This is a genomic window from Agromyces sp. G08B096 (assembly GCF_040267705.1).
Classification (GTDB): domain Bacteria; phylum Actinomycetota; class Actinomycetes; order Actinomycetales; family Microbacteriaceae; genus Agromyces.
On the sequence record NZ_CP158374.1, the window covers coordinates 2,625,627 to 2,643,428 of the forward strand.

The 17,802-nt window shown below is 74.4% G+C and carries 20 protein-coding genes, 1 tRNA gene and 1 other RNA gene; 12 read left to right on the top strand and 10 right to left on the bottom strand.

Translation table 11 applies throughout. The annotated features are described in order from the left end of the window. The 6 genes from ABIQ69_RS12630 (at position 1) to ABIQ69_RS12655 (ending at position 4,359) form a co-directional block, all read left to right on the top strand. Positions 1-1,341: an NAD(P)-binding domain-containing protein gene (locus ABIQ69_RS12630; protein ID WP_350347473.1), complete on the top strand. Its 1,341-nt coding sequence runs from the start codon at positions 1-3 to the stop codon at positions 1,339-1,341. Next, positions 1,338-2,282, top strand: coding sequence for a bile acid:sodium symporter family protein (locus ABIQ69_RS12635; RefSeq protein ID WP_350347474.1), 945 nt, complete (start codon positions 1,338-1,340; stop codon positions 2,280-2,282). The genes ABIQ69_RS12630 and ABIQ69_RS12635 overlap by 4 nt, the downstream gene beginning before the upstream one ends. Beyond that, complete coding sequence (locus tag ABIQ69_RS12640) at positions 2,279-3,232, top strand: NAD-dependent epimerase/dehydratase family protein (protein ID WP_350347475.1); 954 nt, start codon at positions 2,279-2,281, stop codon at positions 3,230-3,232. Before ABIQ69_RS12635 ends, ABIQ69_RS12640 begins: the two co-directional genes overlap by 4 nt. Before the next feature lie 53 nt (positions 3,233-3,285). Further along, positions 3,286-3,382: signal recognition particle sRNA small type (ffs, locus tag ABIQ69_RS12645), an RNA gene on the top strand. After that, positions 3,381-3,465: transfer RNA gene (locus ABIQ69_RS12650), tRNA-Ser, on the top strand. Before ffs ends, ABIQ69_RS12650 begins: the two co-directional genes overlap by 2 nt. A 390-nt stretch (positions 3,466-3,855) precedes the next feature. Beyond that, positions 3,856-4,359 (top strand): hypothetical protein, encoded by a 504-nt coding sequence (locus ABIQ69_RS12655; protein ID WP_350347476.1) that lies wholly within the window; start codon positions 3,856-3,858, stop codon positions 4,357-4,359. A gap of 25 nt (positions 4,360-4,384) precedes the next feature. Here ABIQ69_RS12655 and ABIQ69_RS12660 read toward each other — a convergent pair whose 3' ends face one another. The 6 genes from ABIQ69_RS12660 to ABIQ69_RS12685 are packed head-to-tail and all read right to left on the bottom strand — an operon-like array spanning position 4,385 to position 10,074. Continuing rightward, positions 4,385-5,005, bottom strand: coding sequence for a GNAT family N-acetyltransferase (locus ABIQ69_RS12660; protein WP_350347477.1), 621 nt, complete (start codon positions 5,003-5,005; stop codon positions 4,385-4,387). Continuing rightward, entirely contained in the window at positions 5,002-6,921 is a 1,920-nt protein-coding gene (locus ABIQ69_RS12665) for a helicase HerA-like domain-containing protein (protein WP_350347478.1), read from the bottom strand. The genes ABIQ69_RS12660 and ABIQ69_RS12665 overlap by 4 nt, the downstream gene beginning before the upstream one ends. A gap of 9 nt (positions 6,922-6,930) precedes the next feature. After that, complete coding sequence (locus ABIQ69_RS12670; RefSeq protein ID WP_350347479.1) at positions 6,931-8,034, bottom strand: ATP-binding cassette domain-containing protein; 1,104 nt, start codon at positions 8,032-8,034, stop codon at positions 6,931-6,933. Beyond that, positions 8,031-8,849 carry an ABC transporter permease gene (locus ABIQ69_RS12675; protein ID WP_350347480.1) on the bottom strand — a complete coding sequence of 273 codons (819 nt, stop codon included), beginning with the start codon at positions 8,847-8,849 and terminating at the stop codon, positions 8,031-8,033. Before ABIQ69_RS12675 ends, ABIQ69_RS12670 begins: the two co-directional genes overlap by 4 nt. Further along, positions 8,846-9,640 (bottom strand): molybdate ABC transporter substrate-binding protein, encoded by a 795-nt coding sequence (gene modA / locus ABIQ69_RS12680; protein ID WP_350347481.1) that lies wholly within the window; start codon positions 9,638-9,640, stop codon positions 8,846-8,848. The genes ABIQ69_RS12675 and modA overlap by 4 nt, the downstream gene beginning before the upstream one ends. Positions 9,641-9,669: 29 nt before the next feature. After that, positions 9,670-10,074 carry a TOBE domain-containing protein gene (locus ABIQ69_RS12685; protein ID WP_350347482.1) on the bottom strand — a complete coding sequence of 135 codons (405 nt, stop codon included), beginning with the start codon at positions 10,072-10,074 and terminating at the stop codon, positions 9,670-9,672. A gap of 112 nt (positions 10,075-10,186) precedes the next feature. Here ABIQ69_RS12685 and ABIQ69_RS12690 point away from each other — a divergent pair, with 112 nt between their 5' ends. The 5 genes from ABIQ69_RS12690 to ABIQ69_RS12710 are packed head-to-tail and all read left to right on the top strand — an operon-like array spanning position 10,187 to position 14,319. After that, positions 10,187-11,410 carry a ThiF family adenylyltransferase gene (locus ABIQ69_RS12690; RefSeq protein ID WP_350347483.1) on the top strand — a complete coding sequence of 408 codons (1,224 nt, stop codon included), beginning with the start codon at positions 10,187-10,189 and terminating at the stop codon, positions 11,408-11,410. Beyond that, entirely contained in the window at positions 11,407-12,705 is a 1,299-nt protein-coding gene (glp, locus tag ABIQ69_RS12695; protein ID WP_350347484.1) for a gephyrin-like molybdotransferase Glp, read from the top strand. Before ABIQ69_RS12690 ends, glp begins: the two co-directional genes overlap by 4 nt. Continuing rightward, complete coding sequence (moaC, locus tag ABIQ69_RS12700) at positions 12,702-13,184, top strand: cyclic pyranopterin monophosphate synthase MoaC (RefSeq protein ID WP_350347485.1); 483 nt, start codon at positions 12,702-12,704, stop codon at positions 13,182-13,184. The genes glp and moaC overlap by 4 nt, the downstream gene beginning before the upstream one ends. Positions 13,185-13,192: 8 nt before the next feature. Continuing rightward, positions 13,193-14,080: an NTP transferase domain-containing protein gene (locus ABIQ69_RS12705; RefSeq protein WP_350347486.1), complete on the top strand. Its 888-nt coding sequence runs from the start codon at positions 13,193-13,195 to the stop codon at positions 14,078-14,080. Then, positions 14,080-14,319: a MoaD/ThiS family protein gene (locus ABIQ69_RS12710; protein ID WP_350347487.1), complete on the top strand. Its 240-nt coding sequence runs from the start codon at positions 14,080-14,082 to the stop codon at positions 14,317-14,319. The genes ABIQ69_RS12705 and ABIQ69_RS12710 overlap by 1 nt, the downstream gene beginning before the upstream one ends. Before the next feature lie 21 nt (positions 14,320-14,340). Here the strand turns inward: ABIQ69_RS12710 and ABIQ69_RS12715 are convergent, their stop codons facing one another. Then, a complete protein-coding gene (locus ABIQ69_RS12715; protein ID WP_350347488.1) occupies positions 14,341-14,847 on the bottom strand; it encodes a MarR family transcriptional regulator in 507 nt (168 codons plus the stop codon). Between the two features lie 135 nt (positions 14,848-14,982). Between ABIQ69_RS12715 and ABIQ69_RS12720 the strand changes: the two genes are divergently transcribed. Then, positions 14,983-15,774 (top strand): SDR family NAD(P)-dependent oxidoreductase, encoded by a 792-nt coding sequence (locus ABIQ69_RS12720; RefSeq protein ID WP_350347489.1) that lies wholly within the window; start codon positions 14,983-14,985, stop codon positions 15,772-15,774. Between the two features lie 70 nt (positions 15,775-15,844). Here ABIQ69_RS12720 and moaA read toward each other — a convergent pair whose 3' ends face one another. The 3 genes from moaA to ABIQ69_RS12735 are packed head-to-tail and all read right to left on the bottom strand — an operon-like array spanning position 15,845 to position 17,786. Beyond that, positions 15,845-16,858, bottom strand: a complete 1,014-nt coding sequence (gene moaA, locus ABIQ69_RS12725) for a GTP 3',8-cyclase MoaA (RefSeq protein ID WP_350347490.1) — start codon at positions 16,856-16,858, stop codon at positions 15,845-15,847. Next, positions 16,855-17,280 carry a molybdenum cofactor biosynthesis protein MoaE gene (locus tag ABIQ69_RS12730; RefSeq protein ID WP_350347491.1) on the bottom strand — a complete coding sequence of 142 codons (426 nt, stop codon included), beginning with the start codon at positions 17,278-17,280 and terminating at the stop codon, positions 16,855-16,857. Before ABIQ69_RS12730 ends, moaA begins: the two co-directional genes overlap by 4 nt. Beyond that, a complete protein-coding gene (locus tag ABIQ69_RS12735; RefSeq protein ID WP_350347492.1) occupies positions 17,280-17,786 on the bottom strand; it encodes a MogA/MoaB family molybdenum cofactor biosynthesis protein in 507 nt (168 codons plus the stop codon). The genes ABIQ69_RS12730 and ABIQ69_RS12735 overlap by 1 nt, the downstream gene beginning before the upstream one ends. Positions 17,787-17,802: the final 16 nt, after the last annotated feature.

The following is a 17,802-nucleotide window of genomic DNA, read 5'->3' on the forward strand; positions in this document are numbered from 1 at the left end:
ATGAACCCCATCGCCGTGATCGGCGCGGGCCCGTCCGGCCTGGCCGGTGCACGGGCGCTCGAGCGCGCCGGCCTGCCCTTCGAGGTCTACGAGGCGGCCGACGACGTCGGCGGCCTCTGGAACATCGACAACCCTCGGTCGACGGTCTACGAGTCCGCCCATCTCATCTCCTCGCGGACGACGACCGAGTTCGCCGAGTTTCCCATGGACTCCGCGACCGACTACCCCGGCCACCGCGAACTCCACGCCTACTTCCGCGACTACGCCCGGCACTTCGGCCTGCTCGATCGCATCCGGTTCGGCACGCGCGTCAGCCGCGTCGAGCCGGTCGGCGGCGACGACAGCGGGCGCAGCGGATGGCTCGTCACGAGCGAGCCCGCCGACGGCTCGGGCGGCCCGGTCACCCGGGTGCACTCCGCGGTCGTCCTCGCGAACGGCACCCTCGCCGAGCCCAATGTGCCCGTCTTCGAGGGCGAGTTCGCCGGGGAGATCGTGCACACGAGCGCCTACAAGCGCGCCTCGGTCTTCGACGGAGAACGGGTGCTCATCGTCGGCGCCGGCAATTCGGGGTGCGACATCGCGGTCGACGCCGTCCACCACGCGGCATCCGTCGACCTGTCGGTGCGGCGCGGCTACTACTTCGTGCCGCGCTACCTGTTCGGCCGCCCGGCCGACACGCTGAACCAGGGGCGGCCGCTGCCCGCCCGCATCAAGCAGGCCATCGACACCAGAGTGCTCCGCGCCTTCACCGGCGACCCGGCGAAGTTCGGCTTCCCCGTGCCCGACTACCGCATCTACGAGTCGCATCCCATCGTGAACACGCTCGTGCTGCACCATCTCGGGCAGGGCGATCTGCGCGTCATGCCCGACATCGAACGCTTCGACGGCACGACGGTGCGGTTCCGCGACGGCCGGTCCGCGGACTACGACCTCGTCATGCTCGCCACGGGGTACCGCCTCGACTACCCGTTCGTCGACCGCGCGCACCTGAACTGGACGGGTGCGTCGCCCTCGCTGTACCTCAACGTGTTCCCGCCCGCGTTCAACGGGCTGTTCGTGCTCGGCATGATCGAGGCCTCCGGCATCGGCTGGCAGGGCCGCGCCGAGCAGGCCGACCTCGTCGCCGCGTACCTCTCGGCGGCGCAGCACGCGCCGGAGGAGGCCGCCGCGTTCCGGCGCCGCGCGGCCGGCCGGTGGCCCGACCTCACGGGCGGGTACCGCTACCTCGGCCTCGACCGGATGTCGTACTACGTCAACAAGGACGCGTACCGGCGGCAGCTCGCGCGGCACCTGCGCGCCCTCCCCCGGCCCGCCGGCGCCTCCACGGGAGCCCGGTCGTGAACGTCGACGACGTCGTCCTGAACTTCGCCCCGGGATCGATGATCGCGCTGAACGTCGTGCTCGGGCTCATCATGTTCGGCATCGCGCTCGACACCTCGGTCGACGACTTCAAGGCCGTGGCGCGGGCGCCGAGGGCCATGGCCATCGCGCTCGTCGCGCAGATCGTGCTGCTGCCGGCCGTCACCTTCGGGCTCACCCTGCTGCTGCAGGTGCAGGGCTCGATCGCGCTCGGCATGATCCTCGTCGCGTGCTGCCCGCCGGGCAACATCTCCCAGGTGCTCACCTACCGCGCCCGCGGCAACGTCGCCCTGTCGGTGTCGATGACGGCCGTCGCGAACGTGATCTACATCTTCGTGCTGCCGCTGAGCCTGGCGTTCTGGGGCGGCCTGCACCCGACCGGCCGCGAGTTCCTGCAGGAGGTCAGCCTCAACGGCTGGCAGATGATGGCGGAGATCCTGCTCATCATCGGGCTGCCGTTCGCGGCCGGGTTCCTCCTGCGAGCCAAGGCGCCGCGGCTCGCCGCCCGCGTGCAGCCGTACGCCCGCTGGGTGAGCCTCATCGGCCTCGTCGGCTTCATCGTCGCCGCCCTCGTCGGCAACTGGGCGGTGTTCGTCGCCGTGCTCGGCATCGTGCTCGCCGTGGTGTTCCTGCACGACGCGGTGGCGCTCGGGCTCGGCTACGCCAGCGCGCTGGCGGGCCGCCTGCCGTCGCGCGACCGCAAGGCCGTCACGTTCGAGGTCGGCATCCGGAACGCCGGCCTCGGCCTCGGCCTGGTCTTCACATTCTTCGACGGGCTCGGCGGCATGGCGGTCGTCGCGGGCTGGTGGGGCATCTGGGACATCATCGCGGGCCTCGTCGTCGCGTCCCTGTGGGCGTGGCGCACGCGCCGCCGCGAGGCCGCGGTCTCCGAACGTGCCGCGCACCCGGAGGGTGTCGCATGAGGCGCATCCTGGTGACCGGCGGGTCGGGCTTCCTCGGCTCGGCCGCGGTGCGCGCGCTGGCGGAGCATCCGTCGGTCGCCGCGGTCGTCTCGGGCGACGTGCGCGAGCCGGCGGCGCCGCTGCCGGCGGGCGCGTCGCACGAGCGGCTCGACGTGACGGATGCCTCCGGCGTCGCCGCGGTGCTCGCCCGCCACCGGATCGACACGATCGTCCATCTCGCCGCCATCGTGAACCCTGGCACGGTGGGCGAGGAGGTGGAGCGCCGCGTCGACGTCGACGGCACCCGCAACGTGCTGGAGGCCGCGGTCGCGGAGGGCGTCACCCGCCTCGTCGTGTCGTCGTCGGGTGCGGCGTACGGCTATCACGCCGACAGCCCCGACTGGCTGTCCGAGGACGACCCGATCCGCGGCAACGAGGAGTTCAGCTACTCCCGGCACAAGCGCCTCGTCGAGGAGATGCTCGCCGGGTACCGCGTCGATCATCCCGAGCTCGCCCAGGTGGTGCTGCGCATCGGCACGATCCTCGGTCCGACGGTGCGCAATCAGATCACCGCGCTGTGGGATGCCCCGCGCCTCCTGCTCGTCCGCGGCAGCGAGAGCCCGTTCGTCTTCGTCTGGGTCGACGACGTGGTCGGGGCGATCACCGCGGCCGCGGTCGGCGACGCGACCGGCGCGTTCAACGTCGCCGGGGACGGCAAGGTGACCGTGCCCGAGATCGCGGCGCGACTCGGCAAGCGGACCGTCGCGGTGCCGGCCGGCCTCCTCGCGGCCGCCCTCCGGGTCGGTCACGCGCTGCGGCTCACGGTGCACGGGCCCGAGCGGGTCGGCTTCCTGCGGTACCGGCCGGTGCTCGACAACACGCGCCTGAAGCAGGTCCTCGGGTACGAGCCCCGGAAGACGAGCCGTGAGGCGTTCGAGGCGTTCGCGGCCGTGCGGTTCCCCGATCGGTGAGCGGCCGGCGCGGCCGGCGGTCATCCTGGAGGCTCCGGCTCGGGTAGACTGTCTCCGGCTCCTCACGTGGCGCCATCCAGGCCAACTCCCCCAGGGCGGAAACGCAGCAAGGGTAACCGGGCTCTGGCGGGTGCGTGAGGGGTCTTCAGGAGGATTCGCCTAGTGGCCTATGGCGCACGCTTGGAAAGCGTGTTGGGTGAAAGCCCTCGGGGGTTCGAATCCCCCATCCTCCGCTGATGACGAAAGCGCTCGCCCGAAGGGTGGGCGCTTTCGTCATCATTGGGCGCTGTGGATTCGGGGAGGAGCGAGGCGGAGCCGAGCGACGGAGTCCCCCATCCTCCGCTGATGACGACGCGCTCCCCAGCCGCTCCCGGGTGCTCCCCGTCACCCGCCCGTCGCGGCCGAAGATCGCAGCCGACCAGGTGCGGACACTCGTGTCCTCATTAATGCCGAATAGCGCGCGATGCGCGGCAGTCCGCATGATGTGAGAGATGTCAGCGGTGCCGATGAAACTGAGGAGTGGGGACGCAGGGGGCTCCGTCTCGGTACCGACGGCAGAAGGGGGCGACGGCCTCAGGGTTCTGACCCTGAGGCCGCGTCGCTCGCTTGGACGCAGCATCGGGTTGCAGATCGCGATCATCGCCGTTCCGTTGATCGGTGTCGCCGCCTGGTCGGAACAGCAGTCGAATCCCGGCTTCCGCTCCGCGATCGTCTGGAGTGTGCTGATCGTCGCCGTCGCGGTGCTGTACGCGGTGTTCCGCTACCGCCTCACGAGCATGTCGGTGAGCCGGTACGGCATCGTCGAACGCGGCTTCTTCGGCGGCATCACGTCGGTGCCCGCGCGCGATGCCGCGGCGGTCATCCGTCTCGAGCTCTACCGGGGCGCGAGCGACGAGACGTCGCCGCAGTTGTTCGTGGTCGATCGCGACGGGCGCTGCCTCATCCGCATGCGCGGAGCGTTCTGGGATACCGAGGACATGGATGTCGTCGCCTCTGCGCTGGAGGTGGGCGAGTTCATCCGCCCCACGCCGGTGACGCTCGGCGAGCTCCGGGCGAGCGATCCGAAGCTGCTGTACTGGTTCGAGCGGCTGTTCGCGGGCCGCGAGACGGGCCGTCGGCAGAGCTGACCTGACAGCGGCCGGTCGGCACCGCTCAGTCGGTCGTCGAGATGCCGAGGAGCGGGGCATCCGGCCGGCTCGACGGCAGTTCGTGGAAGCCGAGCCGGTCGTAGAAGGCGCGCGCCCCCGTGTTGAGCGGGTCCATGCCGAGGTGCACCGCCGGCACGCCTCGCGCCGCGAGCGCGGCGCGGAGGGTGTGGATGAGCCGGCGCCCGAACCCCTGCCCCTGGAGCTCCGGCAGCAGGTCGATGTGCAGGTGCGCGGGATAGTCGTCGAGCTCGGGGATGCGCATGCGCTCGGGGTCTCCTCCGGCCCGGACGAGCTCCTCCTCGGTGAATCGCGGGTTCGCGGCCGTGGGCGGCGCGGCGACCGGATGCCGGTCACGGAACCCGGGCGCCCAGTCGCGGGCGTACCAGTCGATGAAGTCGGCCGTGTCGGCGACGCCGAGCACGTAGCCGAGCACGCGGTCGCCGTCGGCGACGACGAACGCGAGGTCGGGCGCGTACTCGACGTACGGCAGCGCGAAGACCTCGGGCATGAGCGTGTCGTCGGAGTACACCCCGGTCGCATCGGTGCCGCCGCGGGCCGTGAGCAGGCAGATGCGGGCCACCTGGTCGCGGTCGGCGGGACGGTACGGCCGGATCTCGGCGGTCATCGGCGCCGCCTCGTGCCGAAGATGCCCTCGACGACGCTGGTCAGCACGTCGCGGGTCGCCTTGGAACCGAGCACCTGTTCGAGCACCGACGAGGAGCCGCGGGTCGACCGCGACCTCGAGCCCGAGGACCGCGACGACCCGGTGCGCTTCATCAGCCGGTCGTACTCGGCCTGCGCGGCCTTCGCCTCTTTCTCGCGCTGCTTCTCGATCGCGGCCTGCTGTCTGGCGTACTCCGCGTCGGCCTTCGCCTTCGCCTCGGCCTCCTCCGCGGCCCGGGCGGCCTCGGCGGCGGCGTTCATCTTCGCCGTCAGCAGCTCGCCGGCCGACTCGCGGTCGACCGGCGTGCCGTACTTCGCCTGCAGGGGCGATGCCGCGACGGCCTCGTCGATGGCGGCATCCGGGGTCGGAGACATGAGCGCCTGGGGGGCGCGGAGCCGGGTCCAGGCGACCGGGCTTGGCGCGCCCTTCTCGTTCATGACCGTCACGATGGCCTCGCCGGTGCCGAGCGTGGTGAGCACCTCTTCGAGGTCGTAGCCTGACCTGGGATAGGTCGAGACGGTGGCGCGCAGCGCCTTCGCGTCGTCGGGCGTGAACGCGCGCAGCTGGTGCTGCACGCGGGAGCCGAGCTGGGCGAGCACGTCGGCCGGAACGTCTTTCGGCGTCTGGGTGACGAAGAACACGCCGACGCCCTTCGACCGGATGAGCCGGACGGTCTGCACGACCTGGGCGAGGAAGTCCTTCGAGGCGCCGGTGAACAGCAGGTGCGCCTCGTCGAAGAAGAACACGAGCTTCGGCTGATCGAGGTCGCCGACCTCGGGGAGGTCGTTGAACAGGTCGGCGAGCAGCCACATGAGGAACGTCGAGTACAGCGCGGGACGGTCGGCGACGCCGGGCACCTCGAGCAGGCTGATGGTGCCGCGGCCGTCGGCCGCGACGCGGAGGAACTCTGCGGTGTCGATCTCGGGTTCGCCGAAGAACGCGTCGGCGCCGGCCTCGGCGAACGCGACGAGCTCGCGGAGGATGACGCCGACGGTCGCCTTGCTGAGGCCGCCGAGGCCCTCGAGCTCGCCCTTGCCCTCGTCGCTCACCAGGTACTGCAGGACGGCGCGGAGGTCCGCGAGGTCGAGGAGGGCGAGCCCGGCGTTCTCGGCGTAGTGGAACACGAGGCCGAGGCTCGACTCCTGGGTGTCGTTCAGACCGAGCACTTTGCTGAGCAGCAGCGGACCGAAGCCGGCGACGGTCGCCCGGATCGGCACGCCCTTCCCGATGCCGCCGAGCGAGAAGAACTCGACCGGGAAGGAGGCCGCCTCCCAGGCCTGGCCGATGCCCTCGGTGCGCGCGCGCAGCTTGTCGTTGCCCTCGCCCGGTGTGGCGAGCCCGGACAGGTCGCCCTTGATGTCGGCCGCGAAGACGGCGACGCCCGCGGCCGAGAGCTGCTCGGCGAGCACCTGGAGCGTGCGGGTCTTGCCGGTTCCGGTGGCGCCGGCGACGAGGCCGTGGCGGTTCGTCATCGCGATCGGGATGCGCACCTGCACCTCGGGTCGCGGCTCGCCGTTCACGAGCGCGCCCATCTCGAGCACCTTGCCCTCGAACGCGTACCCGGCGCGGATCGCGTCGACCTGGGCCGCGTCGAGCGGGCCGGATGCCTCGCCCGCCGGTGTTCCTCCCGGCGCCGCGGATGCCTCGGTCGCGGGCTTGCCGTCGGGTGAGACGGATGCCTCGGCCGCGGCATCCTTCGCCCGGTCGGCGGCCGACTGCCGGTCGGCGGCCTCCTGCGCCTCGGCGGCCGCCTGCGCGAGGGCCGCAGCCTCCTCGGCCTTGCGGATCGCCTCTTGCGCTTGCGCCTGGAGCGCCTCGGCCGCGGCGGCCGCTGCCGCGGCCGCCTCCTTCGCCTGCTGCACCGCGTCGTCGGACATGGGCCGATCCTATCGACGGGGTCCGGCGAGGGGATGGAGCCGCACCTCCGCGGCCTTCACCGCGAGCCAGACCTCCAGGCCGGGCGCGAGCCCGAGCTCGGCGACGGCCGCCGCGGTGACGTCCGCGGCGAGCACGGGCCGTTCGAACCGCACGCGCGCGCCGCCCGGGAGCGCGTCGACCGCGATGATGCGGTCGCGCCAGATGTTCCTGAGGCTCGTGCCCTCCGGACGCGCCGTAGCGAGGATCACCGAAGCTGGGCGGAACACGGCGGCCGCGGCATCCCCCGCCGACATCGTGTCGGCCGACGGCACCCCCTCGAACCGCACCCCCTCGGCGACGATCGCGGCCCCCTCGACCTCCCCGGCGACGAGGTTCAGCCCGGCGAGGGCGGCCGCGAACGCGCTCCGCGGCGCGGCGAGCACCTCCTGGGTCGCCCCCTCGTCGACCAGTCGGCCCCGCTCGACGATCGCGGTGCGGTCGGCGAGGGCGACCGCGTCGAGGACGTCGTGACTGACGATGATCGCCGAGGTGCCCGTCTCGACGAGACGGTCGCGGAGCAGGCGGCGGATCTCGGGCACGGCCTCCGCGTCGAGCGAGGCGAACGGCTCGTCGAGGAGCAGCACCGCGGGATCGGCGGCGAGCGCGCGGGCGATCGCCGCACGCTGCCGCTGTCCGCCCGAGAGCTCCGCCGGACGGCGGTCCGCGAGATCGGCGAGCCCGACCCGCTCGAGCCACTCCTCGGCGAGCGTGGCCGAACGGCGCCGGCCGAGCCCGGCGGCCCGGGGTCCGAACGCGACGTTCTCGGCCGCGGTGAGGTGCGGGAAGAGTCTCGGGTCCTGGCCGAGCAGCCCGATGCCGCGTCGTTCCGGCCGGACGTGCACCCGGCCGGAGGCGCCGCCCATCGCCGTCAGGGTGCGGCCGTCGAGCACGACCTCGCCCCCGTCGGGCAGGACCAGCCCCGCGAGCGCCCCGAGCAGCGTGGACTTGCCCGCACCGTTCGGGCCGAGCACGGCCAGCACCTCGCCGGGGCGTACCGCGGCGTCGATCGCGAGCTCGAAGCCCGGCCGGGTGAGCCGGAGCCGGGCGCGGAGGTCGCCGCGCCCGCCGGTCACGAGACGCTCCCCGGCCGCCACCCGCGGACGAGCACGAGGATCACCACGGCCACGACGAACAGCAGGAGCGACAGCGCCACCGCCGACCCCTGCGACACCCCGGCGCCGTTGAACGCGGTGTAGATCGCGAGCGGCATCGTGCGCGTCGTGCCGGCGGCGTTGCCCGCGAACAGGGCCGTCGCGCCGAACTCGCCGAGGGCCCTGGCGAAGCAGAGCACCGTACCGGCCACGAGTCCGGGTGCCACGAGCGGCAGCGTGACCCGCCGGAACGCGGTCCACCGGCTCGCGCCGAGGGTCGCGGCGACCTGCTCGTAAGAGGTGCCCGCCGCCCGCAGGGTCCCCTCGACCGCGAGCACGAGGAACGGCAGGGCGACGAACGTCTGCGCGAGCACCACCGCGGCCGTCGTGAACGGCAGGCGGATGCCGAGGCCGGCATCGAGCACCTGGCCGACGAGGCTCGTCCGGCCGAGGAGGGACAGCAGCGCGATGCCGCCGACCATGGGCGGCAGGACGAGCGGGATCGTGACGAGGGCGCGGAGCCAACCGGCGACGCGCGGGCCCGCGCGAGCGATGACGAGGGCAAGCGGCACGCCGAGCACGAGGCACGCGAGCGTCGCCAGCGCCCCGGTCGCGAGCGAGAGGCCGAGGGCGTCGAGCGCCGCGGGCGAGGTGAGGTCGGCGACGATGCTCGACCAGTCGACGCGGCCGACGAGCGCGACGAGCGGCAGCACGAGCACGGCGATCGCCGCCACGGCGGGGACGAGGAGCAGCGGAGGGATGCCGCGGAGCGGCGCGTCATCGACGCGGCGCGTCATGGCGCCCCGAACCCGCGCGCCGACAGGATGGCCCGCCCCTCGTCACCCGTCACGAATGCGACGAACGCGGCCGCGGCCTCGGGGTTCGCAGCGTCCGCGAGCGTCGCGACCGGGGAGTGGTTCACGACCTCGTCGGCGCGGTTCGGCGCGAACGCCTCCACCTCTCCGCCGGCGCTCAGGACGTCGGTGGCGTAGACCAGCCCCGCATCGGCTTCTCCGGCCCGGACCTTCGCGAGCACCGCCTGGACGTTCTGCTCCTCACTCGCCGGCGATACCGACACCCCCTCGAGGTCGAGCAGGCGGTGCGCGGCCGCACCGCAGGGCACCTCGACGGCGCAGAGCACGACCGCGCGATCGGGATCGGCGAGGTCGGCGAGCGTGCGGATGCCGCCGGGGTTGCCGGCCGGGACGACGACGCGGAGGGTGTTCGATGCGAAGCGGCGGGGCTCCCCGTCGATGAGGCCGGCCTCGACGACGACGTCCATGGTGGCCTCGTCGGCCGAGGCGAACACATCGGCGGGCGCCCCCTCCACGAGCTGCGCCGCCAGCGTCGACGAGCCGTCGGAGACGATGGGGCGGACGTCGACCTCGGGATGCCGCGCCTCGAACTCGGCCGAAATCTCCTCGAACGCCGCGGTGAGCGAGGCCGCCGCGTAGACCGTGAGCTCACCGGAGGGCTGCGGCTCGCCGCTCACCGCCGTGGGGGCGGCGGCGCCGGCGGTCGGCGGCGACGAGGCGGCGCATCCGGCCAGCGCGAGGCTCGCCGCGGCCGCGAGGATCGCGGCGCCCACGGCCCGCCCCGGCGCGGCCGGGCGCCCGCTCACCGGGCGCCCTGCGGCGTCTCGACGATCACGGACGTCGCCTTCACGACCGCCACCGCCAGGGAGCCCGGCGCGAGCCCGAGCTCGTCGACCGCCTCCGCCGAGACGAGCGAGACGACGCGGTGCGGGCCTGCCTGGATGTCGACCTGGGCCATGACGCCGTCGCGTTGCACGCGCGTCACGAGCCCGACGAACCGGTTCCGCGCGCTGCGCCCGACCCCCGACGGGTCGGCGGCGGCCTCGGCGAGCTCGACGGCGCGATGCGCGGCATCCACGCCGTCGACGACGAGGCGACCGGTGTCGTCGGTAGTGGCCCGCAGGGTGCCCGCGTCGACCCAGCGGCGAACGGTGTCGTCGCTCACGCCCAGCAGGCCGGCGACCTCGGAGATCCGGAATTGCGGCACGAATCGCATGCTAGCGCCGCATCCGCGGATCGAGAAGCGGCGTCGACCAGACGTGGCGCCGCATGACAGCCCGCCCGCGACGGCGACGCCGGCCCCGGGCTAGCGTGGACGCATGTCGCTCCCTCCCCTCGTCGAGCCGGCCGACGCCCTGCCATCCCGCGAGGCCGGCCGCACCGCCCGCCAGCGACGCCTGCCCGAGCTCGGCGAGCTCGGCCAGCTCAGGCTCGCGAACGCGCGCGTCCTGGTGCTCGGCGCGGGCGGCCTCGGCGCCCCGGCCCTCACCTGGCTCGCCGCCGCCGGGATCGGCACGATCGGCATCGTCGACGACGACGTCGTCGAGCTCTCCAACCTGCACCGGCAGCCGCTCCACGGCGTCGCCGACCTCGGCCGGCCCAAGGTCGACAGCGCGGCCGAAGCCATCGCCGCGCTCGCCCCCGACGCCGTCATCGAACGGCACCGGCTGCGCCTCGAGCCGGGCAACGCGGCATCCGTGCTCGCCGGCTACGACCTCGTGCTCGACGGCACCGACACCTTCGAGACCCGCTACCTCGTCGACGACACGTGCGCCGAACTCGGCCTGCCGCTCGTGTGGGCGAGCGTGCTGCGCTTCGACGCGCAGCTCTCGGTGTTCTGGGCGCGGCCGCCCATCGGCGAGGGAGTGCGGCTGCGCACCCTGTTCCCCGAGCCGCCGGCCCCGGGCGAGGTGCCCTCCTGCGCGGAGGCGGGCGTGCTCGGCGCACTCTGCGGGCAGGTCGGCGCGATGATGGCGCAGGAGGCCGTGAAGCTCATCACCGGGATCGGCGAACCGCTGCTCGGCCGGGTCGTGGTGATCGACGCGCTGCGCGGCCGCCAGCGCGAGATCCCGCTCCGCCCGGTCGGACAGCCCGCGGCGCCGGTGGACGCGGACGCACCCCGAACGGCGGCCGAGGCGGCAGCGCCGGCCGGGCCGGGCGCGCCGTCCGCGTCGGCGGCGTCGTCGGCGTCGGCATCCGACCCGTTCGACCGCATCGACGCGGCGACTCTCGCCGCGCGCCTGCGCGAGCGGGCCGCCGGCCGCGACCGGTTCGTCCTCGTGGACGTACGCGAGCCCGGCGAGCACGCCGAGGGCGCGATCGACGACGCCGTGCTGCTGCCCCTCGGCGAGCTCCTGCGCGACCCGGCGGCCGCGCGAGACCGGGTGGCCGGCGAGGCGTCCGCACCGCTCGTCGTGCACTGCCTCGCCGGCGCGCGCGCCGAACGCGCCGCGCTCGCACTCGCGCGCGTCGGCGAGCGGGTCACCGTCGTCGACGGCGGCTACGAGGCCTGGCTCGCGGCGACCGCCGGGAGCCGTGCATGAGCGCGCGGCGCCAGCACGCGGCAGGCACCGCCGCGCCCCGTTCGACCGCGACTGCCCCCGTGCCGGTCGAGGCGCACCTCGCCGAGGTCCTCGCCGCCGTCGCGCCGCTGGCGCCGGTGCGCGTCCCCCTCGCGTCCGCGCTCGGCCGGGTCCTCGCGGCGGAGGTGGTCGCAGCGTCGCCGGTGCCGGCGTTCGACAACTCCGCCATGGACGGCTACGCCGTGCGATGGGCGGACGTCGGCGGCGCCGGCGAGCAGACGCCGGCACGCCTCGAGGTCGTCGCCGAGGTCGCGGCCGGCAGCGGCGAGGACCCGGCGATCGGGCCCCGGCAAGCCGTGCGGATCATGACCGGCGCGCCCGTGCCGAGCGCGGCCGACACCATCGTCCCGGTGGAGCACACCGCGGCCCACCGCTCGGACGGCGCCTGGGCGGACGTCGGCGGCCCGGTCGAGGTCGTCGTGGCCGCGGCTGAGGGCGCCCACGTGCGACGTGCCTCCGAAGACCTCGGCGTCGGCGACGTCGTGCTCCGCGCGGGCCGCGTGCTGACGCCGTACCGGCTTGGGGCGGCGGCCGCCGCGGGCGTCGCGACCGTCGAGGTGCGCCCCGCGCCCAGGGTCGCGGTCGTCGCCACGGGAGACGAGCTCGTGCCGGCCGGTGCGCCGACCGCGCGCGGGCAGATCCCCGATTCGAACTCCGTGCTCCTCGCCGGCGTGGTCGCGAGCGCCGGCGCGGAGGTCGTCGCCGTCTCGCACGTCGGCGACGCCCCGGAGGCGCTGCTCGCCGAGCTCGACCGGCTCGGCCGGGAGGCAGCGCCCGACGTGGTGATCTGCACCGGCGGAGTCTCGGTCGGCGCCCACGACGTCGTGAAGGCCGCGCTCACCGGACGCGGGGTGACGTTCCGGAGCGTCGCGATGCAGCCCGGCAAACCGCAGGCCGTCGGCCGGCTCGAGTCGGGTGCGCTGCTGTTCGGCCTGCCGGGCAACCCGGTGTCGGTCGCGGTCTCCTTCGAGGTCTTCGTGCGGCCGGCCCTGCAGGCGATGCAGGGGCTCGATGCCGTCGGCGCGCCGCGCGCCGAGGCCGAGGTCGCGGAGGGATGGCGCACGCCGCCGGCCCGGCGGCAGTACATGCCGGTGACGTTCGACGCCGACGGCCGGATCCGACGGGCGACGGCGGGCGGTTCCGGCTCGCACCTCGCGGGCGGCCTGGCGCACGCGGAGGCCTTCGCGGTCGTGGGCGCCGAGGTCGACGAGGTTCGCGCGGGCGACCGCCTCGCTGTCATGCTGGTCGGATCATGAGCGAAGCGCCCCACTCCTTCACCCACCTCGACGCGTCGGGCCACGCTCGCATGGTGGACGTCACCGCGAAGACCCCGACCGTGCGGACCGCGACCGCGGAGGGGTTCGTGCGCTGCCCTGCCGCGATCGTCGCCGCGCTCCGCGACGGCGCGGTGCCGAAGGGCGATGTGCTCGCCGTCGCCCGCATCGCCGGCATCCAGGCCGCGAAGCGCTGCGCCGAGCTGCTGCCCCTCGCCCACGTCATCGGCGTGCACGCGGCGTCGGTCGACCTCGAGGTCGTGGACGACGGCGTCGCCGTCCGTGCGACCGTCGGCACCGCCGATCGCACCGGGGTCGAGATGGAGGCGTTCACCGCGGTCTCCGTCGCGGCCCTCGCGGTCGTCGACATGGTGAAGGGCATCGACAAGGACGTCTCGATCGAGGGCGTGCGCCTCGTCGCGAAGACCGGCGGCAAGTCGGGCGACTGGCTGCGGAGCTGACCCAGGCCATGGTCGCCTTCGACGCGGTGGTGCTCGCCGGCGGACGCGGGTCGCGTCTCGGCGGCGTCGCGAAGGCGCAGCTCGCCGTCGGCGGGCGACGACTCGTCGACCGCGTCGTCGCGGCAGCCGCCGCCGCCGGAGCGCGCCGGGTGATCGTCGCCGGTCCCGCCGAGACCGCGACGCCCCGGCTCGAGCGGGCGGGGCTCGACCTCCGGGTCGTCGCCGACGACCCGCCGTTCGGAGGCCCGCTCGCCGGGCTCGCCGCCGCACTGCCCGAGACGGATGCCCCGCTCCTCGCCGTGCTCGCGGGCGACCTCCCATTCGTGGCCGGGGCGATCGGTCCGCTCCTCGCCGCGGCCACCGCTCATCCGGAGGCCGACGGCGCCGTGCTCCACGACGTCGACCGCGCGCAGTGGCTCTGCGGCGTCTACCGGCGGGCCGCTCTCGCGGCCGGCCTCGAGGCGCTCGGCGACGTGCGCGACCGTCCGGTGCGGGCGCTGCTCGAACCGCTCGCCCTCATCGCGGTGCCCGCTCCCGCCGGCGCCGCGCTCGACGTCGACACCTGGCCGGACCTCGCCCGGGCGTCCGACCTCGCCACCCGCATCCCCGAGCCCGTCGAAGGAGACCCGAACGTGTCCGACCCGTCCCCCGCCCCCCTGCCGCCCGAAGCCCTCGACGACTGGGGCGCCGCACTCACGAGCGCGCTCGGCCTCGACCCCGCCGACGTGCCCGTCGGCGAGGTGCTCGATCTCGCCCGCGACGCGGCGCACGGCGTGGCCCGCCCGGCGGCGCCGCTCACGGCCTTCGCGGTCGGGCTGGCCGCGGGCCGGTCGGGAGACGCCGATTCCGCGCTCCGCCGCGCCCGCGAGCTCGCCGCCGCCTGGCGGGAGCGCTAATGGCGATCGTGCGGTACTTCGCCGGCGCCGCCGAGGCAGCGGGCCGCGAGGAGGAACGGCTCGAGGCATCCGACGTCGCGGGTCTGCGCGCCGCGATGATCGCTGCACACGGCGAGCCGCTCGCGCGGGTGCTCGGCCGGTGCAGCCTGCTCGTCGACGGCCGCCGCGTGGAGGACGACGACGCGGCGATCGCGGGCGACGCGACCGTGGACGTGCTGCCGCCCTTCGCGGGCGGCTGATCGGCGCGCCGGCGCCGGAGGTCAGCCGGATGCCGATCCGCCGGTCGCGGGACTCCAGGTCTCGGCCGGGTCGATGGCCTGCGCGAGGCGCCGGCTGATCTCGCCCAGCTGGCGCACCTGCGCCGCGGTGAGCGGCGCGAACACGAGTTCCTCGACCAGCGCGTGGTGGGCGGGCGTGGACCGCAGGAGGACCTCGTGTCCCTCGTCGGTCAAGACCGCGAGGGTGACGCGCCGGTCGCCGGGGTCGGGCTCGCGGCGGACGAGGCCCTTCCGTTCGAGGCGGGAGACGGCTTTGGAGAGCCGGGAGAGGGTGCTGCTCGCGTAACCCGCCAGCGTGCTCATCCGCAGGGTGCGCTCGGGTGCGCGGCCGAGCGCGTACAGGAGGCCGTGCTCGTAGTGGGTGAGGCCGCTGTCGCGCTGCAGCTGCGCGTCGAGGGCCGCGGGCAGGCGTTCGAGGAGCGTCGCGACCGACGCCCACACCTCGAGATGATCGGGACGCAACCCGGACGGCTCTGCTGACGGCGGCACGATCCGAGGCTACGGCATCGCGGCCGGTGGGAGCCGGCCCGTCCGCATAACTTGCTCAGGAAACGAATTGCGATAGGGTTGCTTTCCTGGGCAAATGAATGCGACGTCGGACGGCGTCGCGAGAGGAGCACCACCATGGACCTGGAGCTGCGGGGCAAGTCCGCGTTCGTCAGCGGATCGACGCAGGGCATCGGCTTCGCCATCGCGAGCGCGCTGGCCGCCGAAGGCGCCCGCGTCATCGTGAACGGCCGCTCGGCCGACCGCGTCGACGCGGCCGTCGCCCGCCTGCGCAGCGAACATCCCGAGGTGGACAGCAGCGGTCTCGTCGCCGACTTCGCCGTCGCCGACGACGTGCACCGCCTCGTCGAGCACCTCCCCGCCGTCGACATCCTCGTCAACAACGTCGGGCATTTCGGGCTCGCCGACTTCGCCTCGATCACCGACGACGACTGGGCCCGCTCCCTCGACGTGAACCTCATGAGCGGAGTCCGCCTGTCCCGCGCCCTGCTGCCGGGCATGCTCGAGCGCGGCTGGGGGCGGGTGCTCTTCATCGGCAGCGAATCCGGCGTCAACATCCCCGCCGACATGGTGCACTACGGCGTGACCAAGGCCGCCATGATCGCCCTCGGCAACGGGCTCGCCAAGCTCACGCGGGGTACCGCGGTCACCGTCAACACCGTGCTCGGCGGACCGACCTACTCCGACGGCGTCGCCCGGACGGTCGAGTCGATCGCCGACGCGCGGTCCGCCCCGGCGGAGGCCGTCAAGGCGGCCATCATCGGGCAGAACGCCACGACCCTCGTCGAACGCTTCCTCGATCCGGCCGAGATCGCGAGGCTCGTCGCCTACCTCGCGAGCCCCCTCGCCTCGGCGACGAACGGCGCCGCCGTCCGCGCGGACGGCGGCGTGCTCACCGCGATGCTGTAGCCGGCCCGCCGGGGCGCAGGCGAGCGCGGTGGTCGGCCCGGGACGCCCCGCACGCGGCCTGCCGGCGCGCTCAGCCCCCGATGGCGGACATCGGCCGGTCGGGCTGCAGGAAGCCCTCGTCGTCGATGCCGTGCCCCGCGCGCTTGCCGACGATGCACCGGCGCATGAGCTCGGCGAGGTCGTCGTCGGTCGCGTCGCCGCGGAGCAGCGGCAGCAGGTCGTCCTCCTCGCGCGCGAAGAGATAGTTGCGCAGCTGCCCGTCGGCCGTCAGGCGCACCCGGTCGCACGCGCCGCAGAACGGCGCCGTCACCGAGGCGATCACGCCGACGGTCGCGGGACCGTCGTCGACGAGGAAGCGCTCGGCGGGCGCCGCGCCGCGCTCGCCGATCGGCGTGAGCCGGAACGCGCCGCGCAGCGCATCGAGGATCTCCTCGCCCCGGATCATCTCGACACGCGACCAGATATGTCCCGCGTCGAGGGGCATCTGCTCGATGAAGCGCATTTCGGCGCCCCGGTCGACGGCGAAGCGCACGAGGTCGACGAGCTCGTCTTCGTTGACGCCCCGCATCGGCACCGCGTTGAGCTTCAGCGGTGCGAACCCGGCGGCCTGGGCCGCGTCGATCCCCTCGAGCACATCGTCGAGCCGGTCGCGCCGGGTGAGCTCGGCGAAGCGGTCCCGGCGGAGCGTGTCGATGCTGATGTTCACGCGCGCGAGGCCGGCGGCGGCGAGGTCGGGGGCGAGCTCGCCGAGCCGCAGACCGTTCGTCGTCATCGACACCTCGAGCGGCCCGTCGATGCCCTCGATGCGGCTCATCCGCCGTACCACGTCGACGACGTCGCGGCGGAGCAGCGGCTCGCCGCCCGTGAGGCGCACCTCGACGATGCCGAGTGACGCCGCGACGCGAGCGACCCGCTCGAGCTCGTCGGTGGTGAGGAGGTTGTCCTTCGCGAGCCAGGGCACCCCCTCGGCGGGCATGCAGTAGGTGCAGCGGAGCGAGCAGCGGTCGGTGAGCGAGATCCGCAGATCTCGATGCACCCGGCCGAATCGGTCGACCAGGGCGCCGCGCTGCGGGACGGCGCTCATGCGAGCCCCACCCAGTGCGCGTCGCCGTCCGCGGTCCGCTGCCGCTTCCACACGGGCAGCTCCGCCTTCACCGCTTCGACGAGCGCCCGGCACGTTTCGAACGCCTCGGCGCGGTGGGCGGTGGACACGGCGCACACGAGCGCCGCGTCGCCCACGTCGAGCCGGCCCACGCGATGGCTCACCGCGATGCGCACGCCGTCGCCCGCGAACCGGCCGGCGAGCTCGCCGAGGATGCGCTCGGCGTCGGGGTGGGCGCTGTACTCGAGCGCGACGACCGTGCCGGATGTCTCGGGGTCGTGGTCGCGCACGATGCCGACGAAGTTCGCCACCGCGCCGGCGTGCGGGTGGGCGACCGCGGCGAGGTGACCGGCGACGTCGAGCGGCTCGGCGGAGATGGCCGTCGAGACCGCAGGCGGGGCCATCAGTGGTCGCCTCCGTCGAGCTGCGCGACGGCGTGGGCCGCGACCCCCAGCACCACCTCGATGCCGTCCGCGGCGCCGCCCGGCGAGCCCGGGAGATTCACGATCAGTGCGCCGCCGGTGCCCTCCTGCGGGGCGATGCCCGCGAGCCCGCGCGACAGCACGGCCGTCGGCACCCGGTCGGCGCCCGCGCCGCGGATCGCCTGGGCGAGCCCGGGCAGCTCGCGAACGAGCGTGGCGGCGGTGCCCTCGGGCGTGCGGTCGCGGGGTCCGAGGCCGGTGCCGCCGCTCGTGATCACGAGCCGGGCTCCGGTCGCGACCGCAGCCTCGATCGCCGCGCGCACCGAGTCGGCGCCGTCGGGCACGATGGCGGCCGCGGGCACGTCGAGGCCCGCCGCGCGCAGCCGATCGACGAGCGCCGGGCCGACGGCATCCGCGCGCTCGCCTCTGGCGCTGCGATCCGAGACGATCACCACCGCCGCGCCGAAGGTCGCCTGACTGGGCTGCATCCTCCTCAGCGTAGAC

Excerpts from the sequence above, each read along its gene's own strand:
- moaA (WP_350347490.1), bottom strand. The coding sequence starts at position 16,858 with ATGAGCGCCGTCCCGCAGCGCGGCGCCCTGGTCGACCGATTCGGCCGG.
- moaC (WP_350347485.1), top strand. The coding sequence starts at position 12,702 with ATGAGCGAAGCGCCCCACTCCTTCACCCACCTCGACGCGTCGGGCCAC.
- ABIQ69_RS12705 (WP_350347486.1), top strand. The coding sequence starts at position 13,193 with ATGGTCGCCTTCGACGCGGTGGTGCTCGCCGGCGGACGCGGGTCGCGT.
- ABIQ69_RS12690 (WP_350347483.1), top strand. The coding sequence starts at position 10,187 with ATGTCGCTCCCTCCCCTCGTCGAGCCGGCCGACGCCCTGCCATCCCGC.
- ABIQ69_RS12660 (WP_350347477.1), bottom strand. The coding sequence starts at position 5,005 with ATGACCGCCGAGATCCGGCCGTACCGTCCCGCCGACCGCGACCAGGTG.
- ABIQ69_RS12630 (WP_350347473.1), top strand. The coding sequence starts at position 1 with ATGAACCCCATCGCCGTGATCGGCGCGGGCCCGTCCGGCCTGGCCGGT.
- ABIQ69_RS12720 (WP_350347489.1), top strand. The coding sequence starts at position 14,983 with ATGGACCTGGAGCTGCGGGGCAAGTCCGCGTTCGTCAGCGGATCGACG.
- ABIQ69_RS12735 (WP_350347492.1), bottom strand. The coding sequence starts at position 17,786 with ATGCAGCCCAGTCAGGCGACCTTCGGCGCGGCGGTGGTGATCGTCTCG.
- ABIQ69_RS12730 (WP_350347491.1), bottom strand. The coding sequence starts at position 17,280 with ATGGCCCCGCCTGCGGTCTCGACGGCCATCTCCGCCGAGCCGCTCGAC.
- ABIQ69_RS12710 (WP_350347487.1), top strand. The coding sequence starts at position 14,080 with ATGGCGATCGTGCGGTACTTCGCCGGCGCCGCCGAGGCAGCGGGCCGC.
- ABIQ69_RS12665 (WP_350347478.1), bottom strand. The coding sequence starts at position 6,921 with ATGTCCGACGACGCGGTGCAGCAGGCGAAGGAGGCGGCCGCGGCAGCG.
- glp (WP_350347484.1), top strand. The coding sequence starts at position 11,407 with ATGAGCGCGCGGCGCCAGCACGCGGCAGGCACCGCCGCGCCCCGTTCG.
- ABIQ69_RS12675 (WP_350347480.1), bottom strand. The coding sequence starts at position 8,849 with ATGACGCGCCGCGTCGATGACGCGCCGCTCCGCGGCATCCCTCCGCTG.
- ABIQ69_RS12640 (WP_350347475.1), top strand. The coding sequence starts at position 2,279 with ATGAGGCGCATCCTGGTGACCGGCGGGTCGGGCTTCCTCGGCTCGGCC.